The organism is Thalassospira lucentensis (assembly GCF_032921865.1).
Classification (GTDB): Bacteria; Pseudomonadota; Alphaproteobacteria; order Rhodospirillales; family Thalassospiraceae; genus Thalassospira; species Thalassospira lucentensis_A.
Genome location: NZ_CP136684.1, coordinates 292501 through 306574, shown reverse-complemented (window position 1 = coordinate 306574; position 14074 = coordinate 292501). Strand labels below are relative to the sequence as shown.

Annotated in this window: 14 protein-coding genes (1 of these 14 cut by a window edge); 5 read left to right on the top strand and 9 right to left on the bottom strand. The window is 55.2% G+C overall.

The window, feature by feature from the left end; genetic code table 11:
* Nucleotides 1-10 precede the first annotated feature (10 nt).
* Entirely contained in the window at nucleotides 11-313 is a 303-nt protein-coding gene (locus R1T41_RS02100; protein ID WP_062953425.1) for a hypothetical protein, read from the bottom strand.
* Entirely contained in the window at nucleotides 310-1329 is a 1020-nt protein-coding gene (locus R1T41_RS02095) for an NAD(P)H-quinone oxidoreductase (protein WP_317339625.1), read from the bottom strand. Before R1T41_RS02095 ends, R1T41_RS02100 begins: the two co-directional genes overlap by 4 nt.
* An 80-nt stretch (nucleotides 1330-1409) precedes the next feature.
* Here R1T41_RS02095 and R1T41_RS02090 point away from each other — a divergent pair, with 80 nt between their 5' ends.
* Together R1T41_RS02090 and R1T41_RS02085 are read left to right on the top strand one after the other, a co-directional pair.
* Nucleotides 1410-1604 (top strand): DUF1192 domain-containing protein, encoded by a 195-nt coding sequence (locus R1T41_RS02090; RefSeq protein ID WP_062953427.1) that lies wholly within the window; start codon nucleotides 1410-1412, stop codon nucleotides 1602-1604.
* Between the two features lie 446 nt (nucleotides 1605-2050).
* Nucleotides 2051-2500 carry a DUF1465 family protein gene (locus R1T41_RS02085; RefSeq protein ID WP_062953428.1) on the top strand — a complete coding sequence of 150 codons (450 nt, stop codon included), beginning with the start codon at nucleotides 2051-2053 and terminating at the stop codon, nucleotides 2498-2500.
* 65 nt (nucleotides 2501-2565) lie between these two features.
* Here R1T41_RS02085 and R1T41_RS02080 read toward each other — a convergent pair whose 3' ends face one another.
* Together R1T41_RS02080 and rpmE are read right to left on the bottom strand one after the other, a co-directional pair.
* On the bottom strand, nucleotides 2566-4335 hold the full coding sequence (locus R1T41_RS02080; RefSeq protein ID WP_317339621.1) for an adenylate/guanylate cyclase domain-containing protein: 1770 nt from the start codon (nucleotides 4333-4335) through the stop codon (nucleotides 2566-2568).
* 239 nt (nucleotides 4336-4574) lie between these two features.
* Entirely contained in the window at nucleotides 4575-4799 is a 225-nt protein-coding gene (gene rpmE / locus R1T41_RS02075) for a 50S ribosomal protein L31 (RefSeq protein WP_062953430.1), read from the bottom strand.
* A gap of 281 nt (nucleotides 4800-5080) precedes the next feature.
* Between rpmE and cyaY the strand changes: the two genes are divergently transcribed.
* Nucleotides 5081-5413, top strand: coding sequence for an iron donor protein CyaY (gene cyaY, locus R1T41_RS02070; protein WP_062953431.1), 333 nt, complete (start codon nucleotides 5081-5083; stop codon nucleotides 5411-5413).
* Between the two features lie 45 nt (nucleotides 5414-5458).
* Nucleotides 5459-7255, top strand: coding sequence for an ABC transporter transmembrane domain-containing protein (locus R1T41_RS02065; RefSeq protein WP_317339618.1), 1797 nt, complete (start codon nucleotides 5459-5461; stop codon nucleotides 7253-7255).
* A gap of 86 nt (nucleotides 7256-7341) precedes the next feature.
* Here the strand turns inward: R1T41_RS02065 and R1T41_RS02060 are convergent, their stop codons facing one another.
* From R1T41_RS02060 to R1T41_RS02040, 5 genes are all read right to left on the bottom strand, one after another.
* Nucleotides 7342-8652, bottom strand: a complete 1311-nt coding sequence (locus R1T41_RS02060; protein ID WP_317339616.1) for an FAD-binding oxidoreductase — start codon at nucleotides 8650-8652, stop codon at nucleotides 7342-7344.
* A 50-nt stretch (nucleotides 8653-8702) separates the two neighbouring features.
* Nucleotides 8703-9473 (bottom strand): amino acid ABC transporter ATP-binding protein, encoded by a 771-nt coding sequence (locus R1T41_RS02055; protein WP_317339614.1) that lies wholly within the window; start codon nucleotides 9471-9473, stop codon nucleotides 8703-8705.
* Nucleotides 9470-10813: an amino acid ABC transporter permease gene (locus tag R1T41_RS02050; protein WP_317339612.1), complete on the bottom strand. Its 1344-nt coding sequence runs from the start codon at nucleotides 10811-10813 to the stop codon at nucleotides 9470-9472. Before R1T41_RS02050 ends, R1T41_RS02055 begins: the two co-directional genes overlap by 4 nt.
* A gap of 3 nt (nucleotides 10814-10816) precedes the next feature.
* Nucleotides 10817-12019: an ABC transporter permease subunit gene (locus tag R1T41_RS02045; protein ID WP_317339610.1), complete on the bottom strand. Its 1203-nt coding sequence runs from the start codon at nucleotides 12017-12019 to the stop codon at nucleotides 10817-10819.
* Nucleotides 12020-12087: 68 nt separating this feature from the next.
* Nucleotides 12088-13128 carry an amino acid ABC transporter substrate-binding protein gene (locus R1T41_RS02040; protein WP_317339607.1) on the bottom strand — a complete coding sequence of 347 codons (1041 nt, stop codon included), beginning with the start codon at nucleotides 13126-13128 and terminating at the stop codon, nucleotides 12088-12090.
* Between the two features lie 188 nt (nucleotides 13129-13316).
* On the opposite strand from R1T41_RS02040, the gene R1T41_RS02035 reads away from it, so the two are divergent.
* On the top strand, nucleotides 13317-14074 hold the 5' portion of the coding sequence (locus R1T41_RS02035) for a LysR family transcriptional regulator (RefSeq protein WP_062958306.1). 163 nt of this gene lie beyond the right edge of the window; the window shows 758 of its 921 coding nt (coding positions 1-758); its start codon is at nucleotides 13317-13319; the stop codon falls past the right edge of the window.

Genomic DNA, 14074 nt, shown 5'->3' with positions numbered 1-14074 from the left:
TTCCTCCTGTTTACTCTTTCTCATCTGGAGACCGGCGATGGGATGAACCCCAAAAACGCGGGAATATTTGCCCCAGAATATAATCTGTTTTGGTGTTCCGGCAACGCTGCAAAGGCAACCCAAAGTGGGTGCCGCGCGTCGCTGGAACCGCCACAGCGCTCTTTTCGATCAATGTGCGGTTAAAAGCAACAATCTGTTGCAGGTTATCGAAAAGAATATTTCTTTTCGTCCCGCAATCAAAGGCCAGTTGCCGGGAAAGGGTGAAGCCGGTACTGACCGAATATGCCTTCAACCCCGATCCGTAAACGATCAAGGCACTTCCAGTACCACTTTTCCAACATGTGCGCCACCCCGCAAAATGTCGTGTGCGGCCTGGGCTTCATTCATTGGCAGGGTTTGGTAAATGACCGGTTTGATCGTGCCGTTTTCAAATAGCGGCCAGACCTGCTGGCGAAGTTTGCCTGCGATTGCGCCCTTGTTGGCAACCGGCTGGGCGCGCAGGGTTGATCCCATCAGGGTCAGGCGTTTTAACAGAAGTGGGGTAAAGTTGGTTTCGGTCTTGGGTCCGTTCAGGAAGGCGATGATCAGAATCCTGCCTTCCATCGCAGCCGCCTTGAAATTGCGGCTGACATAATCGCCTGCGACCATATCAAGGATGACATCCGCCCCCTTGCCGCTGGTTGCGGTTTTTACCTCTTCGACGAAATCCTGTGTTTTGTAGTTGATGGCGATGTCCGCGCCAAGATCAAGACAGGCCTGGCATTTTTCATCGGTGCCCGCCGTTGTGATCACGCGCGCGCCAAATGCCTTGGCAAGCTGGATCGCGGTTGTGCCGATCCCAGATGTCCCGCCATGGACAAGGAATGTTTCGCCCTGTTTCAGCCCGGCCTTGTCGAACACATTATGCCAGACGGTAAAGAAGGTTTCGGGAAGGGATGCTGCTTCTGTCATGGAAAGACCGGCCGGGATCGGCAGGCATTGCGCGGCGGGGACGGCGGCATATTGGGCATAACCGCCGCCGGTGACCAGGGCACAGACGCGATCACCGATTTTCCATTGCGTGACATCGGGGGCGGTGGCGACAATTTCGCCCGAAAGCTCCAGCCCCGGGATTTCCGACGCGCCGGGGGGCGGCGGATACATCCCGGCCACCTGCATCAGATCGGGCCGGTTGACGCCGGCGGCATGAATGCGGACCAGAACCTCGCCCTTTGCGATTTCCGGCATCGCGACCTTGCCAGCGGCAAGATACCGGTTCTCGCCGTCGATACGGATTTCGATTGCCTGCATGTCTTTGGCAAGGTCCGGGGCAAGGTCTGGCAAGGTCATGACAAAACTCCATGGCGAATGATAAATTCGGTCACTATGTAATAGCGGGAAAAACGCCAAGGGCAAAATGTCAAAGGAGGATGACTGTGGAAGAAGACGACCTGCAAAAACCTTTGGCCGCGATGTTCGGCCTGCCGCGGAACCTTGACGGAATGTCGATTGAAAACCTTGTCGATTATCGATCCGCCCTTGAACAGGAACTGGTGCGCGTCGACGCGGCAATGGAGCATCGCAATGGCGTGCGTGCCGGGGCCGAGGCACTTTTCAAGAACTGACGGGACGGGTGCGCCAAAACATTAAACGTGAGGATATATTTTTAAACCTCCGGTTAATTGAATGTTAAACTTCCCGTCTTATATATGAGTAGTGGGCCAGAGCTTGGCCCCTTGTCGAACGTGATGTTTCGATGCCTCCCTGTTAAACTGAACCGCCCAAATTCAGGGCGGTTCTTTTTATGTTTTCGCCTTCTACGTACTGTTTATACGTATTTCGGTACGTATTAATACGTACTGTCATATTTCCGACATTAATTACCTTGACCCCTTGCCAACCGCTGGCTAGAGTTCGGCCACAAACAAGATCAAGAATAACAAAAAAGTCCGGCAAGTTTAGCAGGTTGAGGCAAGGCCGCCCTTTGGGGCGGTCTTTCTATTTCGGGGCAAATTCAGGGCAAATTCTGGCGGATGCTTGAAGCCCGGTCTCCGTTTCCCATATAAGCGGTATGGCAAATAAGGATCACCCGACCGAGATCGGGCACCCCTATCAAAGCAACTTCGCGATCGTTCCTTTTTCGCGAACCTATGACGAGGCTTTCACCCTTCTGGTGGAGGCGCGTAATTACCTTTCAGCAAACCGCACGGCATCGCGTCGTGGTCTTCACAACAGCGTCAAGATGAACCAGTTCATCGAGGAAATGCGCATGACCAGCCGCCTGATCCGGGCGATGGCATGGCTGCTGGCAGTGCGTGCGGTTGAAGAGGGCGAAATTGATTGGGAAGATGCCGTTGATCTTGATGATCTGATGGTTGATCTGCAAATCTGTGTTCGTGGCGATTGCGACGAAGCAACGGGATTCCCGCCAGCCCTTCTTGATCTTATGGAACGTGCCCATTCACTTTACATGCGTACCGCCCGCATGGAACTTCAGGTCGCCGCACGCTGTTCAGCCTGACCACGTTTGGCCGCTTTACGAGGGTAGGTAGGGGATGTTTGCCTGCGTGCGTGTGATAATGTCAGTCAGGCGCGCGAGGTGGCGGCAAAGACTTCGATCGGTTCGGCAAAGCCCTTCATCTGGCGTGTGCCTTTTGATGTGAAGGCCGCCCGGCTGCCGGCGTAGGTATCCTTGACGTTCTGTGATACCAGAATTTCATCACCACCGGCCTGTGCACAGACACGTGCCGCAAGCTGCACCACGCTGCCAAACAGGTCGTTTTCTTCGGTAATGGCTTCGCCGGCATTGATGCCGATGCGAATCTGGAATTTCAATTCATCACGGCCGTTATGCTGGGCCATGTTGCGCTGGATCTCGATGGCGGCTTCGACGGAGCTTGCAGATGACGGGAACACGGCCATGATGCCGTCCCCCATATGCTTCACTTCCTTGCCGTAATTGTTGATCAGCGCGGTGCGTACGATCTGGTTGTGGATATGCACCATCTGCTGTGCGCCGACATCGCCCAGTTGCTGCGTCATCTGGGTGGAATTGACGATATCGGTGAACATCAGCGCATGCAGCTTCTTGCCGCCAGCAGCAGTTGGTGCGCCGGTCGGCTTTTCGGTCCAGGCCGCAATGGCGCGGGATACCGATGTGGTGATGCTGCGCTCGTCCTTCATATAGGCGTCCATCGAGCTTCTGCCCGCGCCATACATATCCTTGTATTTTGGCTCCAGAATGTAGCTATCGACATTCTTGCAGAACGTGTCGGCCATGCTGCCGGTCGCACCCAGGGCGGAAATGCAGTCCTTCAGGACGCTGCGTCCCTGCCGTCCCTCGAGGGCGTTCTTTTCGCTACAGGCATCGCAGGCACCGGCAACGTAAAGATTGACGCCGAATTTATGATAGGCGTCCATGTTCGGAACCGTGCGCTTGATGGCTTCGATCGAACCGGCGATGAAGGATTTCATGACCTCGCGCGTGGCCTGAAGTGCGGGCGTCACGGCCATTGGCTGATCGGGGATGCCGTCATCGCGCTGTTCGGATGCGGATTTGGTATCGTCGGTTTCATCCGCGTCATCCGCGCCCGTATCAGGCGTTGCTTCATTTTCAGAACGCGCAGCCTCGGCCGCCATTTCGGCAAAACCGCCTGAGAGGGATGGTCGGCCCGGTGATGCCGTCTTGCGCACGGCTTTGACCGGTTGCCGGGCGACGGGTTGCTGCACCGGTGCGGTGCGTGCCTTGCCCTTGAACCTGCGCGTGATGCTCATCAGCATCGGTGTCGCGCTGGCAAGGAAGCCGACAATGAAGGATATGAAATTGGCTTTGTCATAAAAGCCCTGACTGATAGAAACACCCATACGCGGCAGGTATTCAAGCCCGTGCGAGGCACCAAGCATTGCGGCCAGACCAATGGCAATCGCAATGCAAAAGGCCATCATCAGTTTCAGAACCACGCCAACCAGACTGGGGTTTTCATCCCGCGCCGCAGGCTTTGCCTTTGGGCGGATCGGTTTCGGGCCCGGGCTTGAAACCGGTTCGGGTTCGACCGCGGCCGGGGCGGGGGCACGCACGGGGGCAGGGCGCGCCGGGGCTGCCTGTGCCTTTTCCAGGGCACCGCTTTGGCGCGTTTCATAGATGACGTATTCGTCAGCCGCATTATTGGTGTGGTTATAGACTTCACGAATGACCTTGACGGCGGAGACATGCGCCATCTTCTCAAGCGAGCGCGCTTCTTCCTCGGCCTGCTTTTTCTGCGCACCGGTAAAGTGGGCGTGAATCTGCCAACGCCCTGAGCGGTCTTTAACATAGACCTCATAGCTGACCTGGGTGCGCGCGATCACCTGGTTCATTCGATTAGCCCAGTCTTCCTGACACTAGGGGGACCCCTTCCCCGATACCGGCGCGGTATAGCGCCGGTTGAAGATTATGGCAAGAAAATGTCCGGATGACCATTAAATATGCCTAATGCCCCCGTATAGCTGGGTTGCACGTCATCCTGATTTTGCATCCGGAAAAGAAAAACGCCCGCAGCATCGTAAAGACGCTAGCGGGCGCTGATCCCATAGATCGCCAGAAAGGCGAACTTTGCTTAGTTACCGATATTGAAACCGGCGAAGCGTTTTTTGAACTTCGCGAGCTGACCGCCGCTGTCGAGCAGACGATGAACACCAGTCCAAGCCGGATGGCTTTTCGGATCGATGTCAAGCTTCAGAACGTCGCCCGGATTGCCCCAGGTCGATTTGGTGGTGAAGCTGCTGCCGTCCGTCATCTGAACGGTGATTTCATGGTAATCGGGATGGATGTCTTTTTTCATCGCCTATCACTCCGGAATTTGAAGCGCGGTGTATAAGGTAAAAAATCGACCTATGCAACCCCTGTCTCCGGGAATTCTTGGATAAACCGGGATTAAGGGGGGCGACCGGCATTTTTGATCCCGGTTTATGGTGATATTGCACACTATTCGGGGCATTAATCCGCATCATCTGCATGATGCAGACTTGCGCGAGACTCTTTATATAGTATGGTGCGCCAGCATATAGAATTGTCGCCTTGCCAGGGGGCGTTTAGCCCCTTTTGACAGACGGAGTGTTGATCGTGGCCCTTGATGAAACCCGCTTCCATCAGCTTGCTGATGACACCATTGAAACCCTTTCGGATCATATTGATGACGAGATGGGGGACGATATTGATGTCGATCTGCAATCGGGAATCCTGACGATCGAACTCGACTCGGGTGAACAGTTCATCATCAATAAACACGGCCCGAACCGCCAGATCTGGATGTCCTCGCCGGTCAGTGGTGCCAGCCATTATGATTTCGATGAAGACAATGAAAGCTGGACGTCCACCCGTGGCTCGACGACGCTGACCGATCAGCTTTCGGCTGATCTTGCGGTCAAGACGGGGCGGCGTCTTGATCTCGACTGATCGGGACCCGGAATTGGCAGGAAAAGCGTAAACTGGAAGGTTGCCGTGGCATTGAATCCCCGTACTTCACCCCGTCTTGCAGACAGGGACTCCAGTCGTAATTTTTCCGCTCTTCGCGCCATTATCCCCTTTGTCCTGCCCTATCGCTTGCAGGTGGCCGGTGCAATGGTCGCACTGGTGATTGCCTCTGGCACGGTTCTGGCGCTTGGCAGCGGGTTGCGCATGCTTGTCGATCGGGGATTTGCCGATGGCAATGCCGACCTTCTTGATCAGGCGCTTTTTGTTCTGTTTGCAGTCACCCTTCTGATGGCCGGGGCAAGCTATGCGCGATTCTTTCTGGTGTCGTGGATCGGAGAGCGCGTGGTTGCCGATATCCGTTCGGCGGTTTATGCCCATATCATCCGGCTTGATCCGGGTTTCTTTGAAGTCACCCGTACCGGTGAAGTTCTTTCGCGCCTGACGACGGATACGACCCTTTTGCAGGTCGTGATCGGATCAAGTGTGTCGATCGCGCTTCGCAATATCCTGATGTTTGTTGGTGGCCTGACCATGCTGGCGGTGACCAGCCCCAAGCTGACGGCACTTGTTCTGCTCGTCGTGCCGCTCGTGGTTGTGCCGATCATTGGCTATGGGCGGCGGGTGCGCCGCCTGTCGCGCGAGGCACAGGACCGCATCGCCGATGTCAGTGCCTTTTCCGAAGAATCGCTCAATGCGCTGCGCACCGTGCAGGCCTATACCCACGAAAAGATCGAAAGCGACAAGTTTGACGGCTTCGTCGAAGGGGCGTTCAAAACCGCGATTTCGCGTATTTCGGCGCGGGCGCTTCTGACCGCGGTTGTCATTGTCATGGTCTTTGGCGCGGTGGGCACGATCCTGTGGATCGGCGGGCATGATGTGCTTGATGGCACGATTTCGGCCGGCGATCTTTCCGCCTTTGTGTTTTATGCCATCGTGGTTGCGGGCTCGGTCGGCGCGATCAGCGAAGTGATCGGTGATCTGCAGCGTGCCGCAGGGGCGGCTGAACGCCTGATGGGGCTGCTTGAAACCAAACCGGCCATTGCCGCACCGGCAAACCCGGTGCAGATGCCCGAAAAGCATCTTGGCCATGTCAGTTTTGAAAACGTCACTTTCCATTACCCGGCGCGCCCGGATCGTTCGGCTCTGACCGGTTTTTCGCTGCAGGTCAAACCGGGGGAAACCGTGGCGCTTGTCGGCCCGTCCGGTGCCGGTAAAACGACGGTGTTCCAGCTTTTGCTGCGATTCTATGATCCGGCAAGCGGGGTTATCAAGGTTGATGATGTCGATATCCGCACCGCCGATCCGGTATCGGTCCGCGAACGGATCGGTCTTGTGGCGCAAGACCCGGTGATCTTTGCCGCCAATGCGTGGGAAAACATCCGCTATGGCCGCCCGGATGCGTCCGATGAAGATGTCCGGGCCGCCGCCGATGCCGCCCATGCGACAGAATTCCTTGATCGCCTGCCGGACGGTTTTGACAGCTTCCTTGGTGAAAAGGGTGTGCGTCTTTCGGGCGGGCAGCGGCAGCGCATCGCGATTGCACGTGCGATCCTGCGCAATCCGTCGGTCCTGTTGCTGGATGAAGCCACCAGTGCGCTGGATGCCGAAAGCGAACAGGTGGTTCAGAAGGCGCTTGAAACCATCATGAAAACCCGTACCACGCTTGTGATCGCGCACCGCCTGGCGACTGTGCTGCATGCCGACCGGATCGCGGTGATTGATGATGGCAAGCTGATTGCGGTGGGGACCCATCAGGAGCTTCTGGAATCCAGCCCGCTATATAGCCGACTTGCCAAATTGCAGTTTGAACGGGATGCGGCCTAGGCGGAACAACCGGGTATGGATTAAAAACAAAGGGCGGTCCCATGAGGCCGCCCTTGTCACATTTCCAAGGGGATTAAAGCCGCCCCCTAAAACCCAAGTCGATCCGCCAGACTGTGCCATTTCATGATCGCGGGCAGGAACCATGGATGACCGGTATAGAACGGGCGGGTCTTGAAGGGGAATTCTTCAAAGATTGTGTAGCCTTCGGCCTGATCAAGCACCTTTTGCGCAATCTTGCGTCCGAAGTAATTCGCCCGTCCCACGCCCGATCCGCAATAGCCCATGGCATAATGCATGCCATCCATTACCCCGATATGGGGGACATGATCGAACGTGTAGGCGATTTTGCCCGACCAGACGTAATCAAGCTTTGCGTTTGAGAGCTGTGGGAACAGGCGCGTCATGAAGTTTTGCAGGTATTTATGATATATCTGCGGGCAATCACCATAACCAAGCGACCGCCCGCCAAACAGGATGCGTTTGCCATCGGGGGAGGGGCGGTAATAGACCGAGAGACGTTCGGTGCTGCCGTGACAGCGCAGTTTGGGGGATACCGACCGGATGACGGATTCCGGCAATTCTTCGGTGGCGATCATCGCGGATCGGATCGGAATCAGGCGGCGTTTGAATTTACCAAACGGCCCGCCCGTATAGCCGTTGGTCGCGATGATGACATGATCGGCGGTGATCTTTTTGTCATCGATGCTGACGATGAACTGGCTGTTGTTTTTGATCACCTGACGTACCGGACTGTGATCAAACAGCAATGCCCCGTCGCGCTTTGCAATTTCACACAGGCCCTGAAAAAGCTTGGCCGGATGAACCGCACCATCGGTCGGATAAACCACGCCGCCATAATAGGCATCTGACCCGACTTCCTCACCCTGTTGGGCGCGGCTGATTTCAATTGCGGGGAAGTCGACGATCTTGGCGATTTCGCTGGCCTGTTCGATCAGACCGGCATAGTGAGCGGGGTGACTGGCGCCGCGAAAACGGCCGCATATCTGAAGGTCGCAGTCGATCTGTTCGTCGCGAATGAAATTCACCAGCCAGTTAAAGGCAGACAGACTTTCGCGGATCGTGGCGTGAACCTGTTCGCGGCCATATTGGCGTTCAAGGCCATTTTCACCGAGTTTGCTAAAGCTCGGACCAAGCATCCCGCCATTGCGGCTGCTGGCACCGTTGCCGAACGCGTCGGCTTCGAAAACAACGACCTTCTGCCCTGCGCGGGCAAGGGTGATGGCCGCGGAAATGCCGGTATATCCCCCGCCGATAATTACGGTATCGGCACGGTCGGGAAGATCGCGACGGTTGATCAATGCTTCTGTTTTTTCCGGCACGATGGCCGCCTGCCAATAAGGCGCATGGATATAGTTCGATGAATGTTTTGCCAACATCTCGATGTGTTCCGTTTCAGGGCGTGTATCGGGGATTAGGAGACTAGGACCTAAAGAATGTGATCAAGGAACTCCCGCGTGCGATCCCATTGCGGATGCAAGAGGACCTGCTCAGGTGGGCCGACTTCAACAATTTCGCCGTCCTGCATGAAGACCACGCGGTCCGCAACCTGACGGGCGAACTGCATTTCGTGGGTGACACACACCATGGTCATACCGGTTTCCGCCAGTTTAACCATCACATCAAGCACCTCCTTGACCATTTCCGGGTCCAGGGCAGATGTCGGTTCATCAAACAGCATGATTTTCGGATCCATCGCAAGTGACCGCGAAATCGCAACGCGCTGCTGCTGGCCGCCGGAAAGCTGCCCGGGGAAGCGATCCGCAAGATGCTCGATACCAACACGTTCAAGCAATCCCATGGCGATATCACGGGCTTCGCTTTCGGTTTTCTTGCGCAACCATGTCAGGCCAAGCGTGCAATTCTGTAGAACCGTGAGATGGGGAAACAGATTAAAGTTCTGAAATACCATGCCCATGGTTTGATGAATGAAACGGTCGCTTTTCTGATCGCGGGCAAGTTCCTGCCCAAAGACGCAGATCCGGCCCTCCTGATATTCCTCAAGATGATTGAGGCAGCGGATCAAAGTGGACTTGCCGGAGCCAGAGGGGCCGCAGACAACCATGATCTCCTGCTCGCCAACGGTCAGGGAGACGTCACGCAATGCATGATAGGATCCAAACCATTTGTTCAGGTTATCGATTTCAATGGCCGGACGGGACAGTTTACCTGCCGGTGCCTGAGGGGCGGACAGAGTCATGAGCGATGCGCTTTCAGTCGTTTTTCAAGGTTCAGGCTGTATTGCGACATGCCGTAGCACATCACGAAGAACAGGATCGAAATAAGGGCAAGCGGCTCTGTATGAAGACCGATCCAGTTTTTGTCGTTGGAGATATTGCGCGCCATCAACATGATGTCGAACAGGCCGATGATCGACACCAGGGTCGTGTCTTTGAGCATGCTGATAAAGGATGTCATGATGTTCGGGATCATCAGCCGCATCGCCTGTGGCAGAATGATCAGACCCATGGTCAGCCAATATCCAAGCCCCAGTGTCTGGGCGGCTTCATATTGGCCGTCGGGAATGGCTTGCAGGCCGCCGCGGATGTTTTCGGCCATATAGGCCCCGGCAAACAGGCAAACCGCAAACAGGACTTGCGAGAGTTTGTTGGGCTCGGCACCACTTGGCAAAAAGATCGGCAAAAGGGTGACAGCCATGAACAGAACGGTAATCAGCGGCACCGCTCGTACCAGTTCGATCAGCATCATCGATAGCCAGTGAATGACCGGTAGTTTCGAGCGTCGCCCGAGTGCCAGCAGAATGCCAACCGGAATGGACATGGTAATCGCAAAGGACGCGATGATCAGTGTGAGGAACAATCCGCCCCAATGATCCACCGGAACCGGTTCCAGATGCACCTGCGCCAGTACGAGGCCGCAAAGGATTGACAGAACGGCCCAGACCAGCAGGAAGCCGTTCATATATTGCCCGCGACGTATCAGCCTTGACGTCAGCGGTGTCACCATTTCCGGCAGCGAAGATTGCCCGGCCGCACACAGCATCCAGTTCAGATAAAGCAGGATGAAGTAGCCCGCCGCCAGCGACGTAAAGACCATATGAATGATCCCGACATCTTGCCCGAAGGTGCCGCCAAGGAACATATAGGCCCCAAGAAACGGATACAGCGTGATCCAGCTGATCAGGATGGAATTGCGATAGGCAATACGCCGGGTCATCAGGGGCAATAACCACAAAAGCCCCATGATGACACCGCCATTGACGCGCCATTGTTCTTCATCCGGATAACGCCCGTAAATCAGGCCGTTAAACCAGTCGATCACACCGGCCCAGCAGGCGCCATCCGGGCTTATATCCATGCATTCGCGCCGGGTGGCCGCATTCCACACCGCGTTGAAGACAGCCCAGTCCAGAAACGATTTCGCGACATAATAGATCAGCACGAGAACCGAAATGGTCAGCAGGCTGTTGCCGATGCTGTTAAAGCATTGCTTTTGAATGCGACGCAGCAGGTTTTGCTCGTTCGTGGCCGGAAGGCGGGGCGGGGTGGGAACGAAATGTTTGAGATCCTGTTCAGACATTGCTTACCTCGCCTTGAACTGCATATGGGCGTTATATTTGTTGAGCAGATACGAAATGATCAGACTGACCACGATGTAAAAGCCCATCACCATTGCAATGATCTCAATCGCGCGCCCCGTCTGGTTGACCGATGTCTGCATAAAGACCGACACCAATTCGGGAAAGCCGATGGCGACGGCAAGCGACGAATCCTTGGTCGCGACCAGCCAGGAATTGGCAAGAGGCGGAATAATGGCGCGAATGGCCTGTGGAATCAGGATCAGGCGAAGCGTCTGAAACCGTGAAAAGCCGATGGTCGCGGCGGCTTCATGTTGGCCTTTGCTGATGGACTCCATGCCCGCACGCACGGTCTCGGCAATGGCGGCGGACCGGTAAACCGTCATTGCGATAAAGGCCGCGCCAAATGCCGAGGGCAAAAACATGCCACCCTCGATATTGAAGCCCTGCAACGCGGGTACAGACCAGCGCAATGAACTGCCAACGATCAGGGCCATGCCACATAACACAAGTCCCCAGAGGGCAAAGGCAATCCGATACGAACGGCTGACCGATCCGTTCTGGCGTTGCTGGCGACGTATGCCACGCAACAAGAACCAGAGGGGGCCAAGCAATATCAGGCTTCCGGCTGCTATCAGCCAACCGGACATATCGGTGACGGCGGATGGCATGTAAAAGCCGCGATTGTTCAAAAAGACCAGTCCGGCAAATCCGTAACCGCTGCGCGGTGGGGGTAGGGCGGAAAAGACGGTGGTGAACCAGAAAATAATCTGGATCAGCAGCGGGACATTGCGGACCACCTCGACATAACAGCGCGCCAGTTGCGATACCAGCGGGTTAGGGGATAGACGCAAAATGCCAACAATGGTGCCGAGAATGGTGCCAAAGACAATGACACAGAATGACAGGAACAGGGTGTTGACGATCCCGACCAGAAAGACCCGCCAATAGCTCATGCTCGGGTCATAGGCGATCAGGCTCCAGCTAATGTCAAAGCCAGCGGTCGTTTGCAGAAAGTCAAACCCGAAACTCAGACCGAGCCTGTCAAGGTTCTGCGCAGAATTTGAAAACAGATACAAAAGAGTTGCCAGCACAAGGCCAAGCGTTGCGGCCTGAATGACCACACCACGTGTTGAATCCTTGTTCAGGCAGGAAAAAATACTGTGCGCAATGCCGGGTTTTGGATGCGATGGCGAAACAAAGTTCATACCGGATAACCGTTGGAATGTGGGGCATTCAGGCAGGCTGGATCACCAGCCTGCCTGAACGTACGGAATTAACGGAATGACTTTGCATACATCAGGCCGCCATCCTGCCAAAGGGCATTGAGCGTACCTTCGCGGTCCAGACCGAGAATGCTGTCGGGGCCGACATTGCGTTCATAGATTTCGCCGTAATTGCCGACATTCTTGATGACCTGATAGGCCCAGTCCTGCGGCAATCCGAGGCCGACATGCAGATCGCCTTCGACCCCCAGAATACGACGGATGATCGGGCTTTCCGAATTGGCGCGCATGTCATCAACATTTTCCGAGGTGATGCCGTATTCCTCGGCGGCAACCATCGCCTGGAAGGTCCATTTCACGACATTGGCCCATTCGCTGTCATTCTGTTTGACGGCAAATGACAGGGCTTCCTTGGAAATGGTTTCGGGCAGAACAACATAATCTGCCGGGTTCGGTGCGGCGGAACGCTGTGCTGCAAGGCCGGACTTGTCATTGGTCAGCGCATCGCAGTTATCGTTAAAGAACGCAGTGTTGCGCACGGCGGAATCATCGAAAACAACCGTTTTCAGGTCCAGAGCATGTGTCCGGCTGTAATCGGCAAGGTTCAGTTCGCTTGATGTGCCGGTCAGCACGCAGACCGTCGCACCTTGAAGTTCTTTAACGGACGTGACACCAAGGTCCTTGCGGACCATGAAACCCTGACCGTCATAGAAATAGGTATCAAGGAAGTCGAGGCCCTGGCTCACATCACGTGACAGCGTCCAGGTCATGCCTTTGGAAAGGATGTCGCCCTTGCCGCTTTTGATCGTGGTAAAGCTTTGTGCCCACTGAACCGGCAGGAAGTTGACCTTGCCTGCATCTCCGAAAACGGCTGCGGCAACGCCACGGCACATATCGATGTCCATGCCCTGCCATTCACCTTCCTTGTTCAGGCTGTAAAAGCCCGGGAAGGAATTCCCGATCACACAGCTAACACTGCCGCGATCCTTGACGGTCTGAAGTGTCGATGTGCCTTCTTCGGCCTGACTGGCCGACGTCTGGACGAAAATCATGGCTGCGCTCACAGCCAGAGCCAAGGCAAATTTATTCATTATGCTTCCCTGATTAAGGTTCTCGTTGATGCCGTCTCTGCAAATCGGTTTTCCGTATCGTGGTCTTTCATGCTGCTGCATCAGACGCGATTTCCGGCCCCGCGCAAAAATCGTCGTGATCCTAGGATAAGAACAGAAATAATGGTATTGAATGTTTCTGATGGTTTGATAACTTTGAGTTATGATTGATGAATATCAAGCGCTTACGGATATTTCACGAGGTTTTTGTCACCGGCAGCATCACCCGCGCCGCCGAGCGAAGCTTCGTCAGCCAGCCCGCCGCCAGCAAGATGCTGGCGAATTTCGAGGCGGAAATCGGCTACAAGCTGTTTGTGCGGCATAACGGTAAACTCCTGCCGACCGATGAAGCGCACTTTCTGCATGATGAAGTTTATTCAATCCTGCAGGGGCTTAGTCATCTTGAAGACAGTCTGAAAGCGGCGCGCAATAATAAGGGGGGGCGTTTGCGGATCTGTTCCATCTTTGGCCCTGCCTATCGCTTTCTGCCTGAACTGATTGCCGATTACATGAAAAAGAATCCCGGTGTTCAGGTCAGCCTCCATCATGCCGGCTGTTCGGTAATCCGGCAGGGAGTGGCATCCGGGCAATATCAGATCGGGCTGGTGGATAAATCCGAAAGCTCGCTTAGCCATGAATCGGTTTCGATGGATTTGCCCTGCTTCTGTGCTGTCCCACTTGATCACCCTGCGGCACAGCTTGATGAAGTGACATTGGCAGATGCCGGAACATCCCCCTGGATCACGCTTGATTCAGAAAATGCGACCACGCGGGAATTGCGCAGGGCTTATGACGATGCCGGGATCGCGTTCAATCGTATCATCGAGGTGCATACGACGGTTCACGCCATGTCGTTTGTAAATCTCGGCATGGGTTTGACACTGGTTGATGCCCTGAATTGCCGCTATTTCAGCGATGCCTTTAATTT

Excerpts from the sequence above, each read along its gene's own strand:
- R1T41_RS02095 (WP_317339625.1), bottom strand. The coding sequence starts at position 1,329 with ATGACCTTGCCAGACCTTGCCCCGGACCTTGCCAAAGACATGCAGGCA.
- R1T41_RS02090 (WP_062953427.1), top strand. The coding sequence starts at position 1,410 with ATGACTGTGGAAGAAGACGACCTGCAAAAACCTTTGGCCGCGATGTTC.
- R1T41_RS02085 (WP_062953428.1), top strand. The coding sequence starts at position 2,051 with ATGGCAAATAAGGATCACCCGACCGAGATCGGGCACCCCTATCAAAGC.
- R1T41_RS02080 (WP_317339621.1), bottom strand. The coding sequence starts at position 4,335 with ATGAACCAGGTGATCGCGCGCACCCAGGTCAGCTATGAGGTCTATGTT.
- rpmE (WP_062953430.1), bottom strand. The coding sequence starts at position 4,799 with ATGAAAAAAGACATCCATCCCGATTACCATGAAATCACCGTTCAGATG.
- R1T41_RS02060 (WP_317339616.1), bottom strand. The coding sequence starts at position 8,652 with ATGTTGGCAAAACATTCATCGAACTATATCCATGCGCCTTATTGGCAG.
- R1T41_RS02055 (WP_317339614.1), bottom strand. The coding sequence starts at position 9,473 with ATGACTCTGTCCGCCCCTCAGGCACCGGCAGGTAAACTGTCCCGTCCG.
- R1T41_RS02050 (WP_317339612.1), bottom strand. The coding sequence starts at position 10,813 with ATGTCTGAACAGGATCTCAAACATTTCGTTCCCACCCCGCCCCGCCTT.
- R1T41_RS02045 (WP_317339610.1), bottom strand. The coding sequence starts at position 12,019 with ATGAACTTTGTTTCGCCATCGCATCCAAAACCCGGCATTGCGCACAGT.
- R1T41_RS02040 (WP_317339607.1), bottom strand. The coding sequence starts at position 13,128 with ATGAATAAATTTGCCTTGGCTCTGGCTGTGAGCGCAGCCATGATTTTC.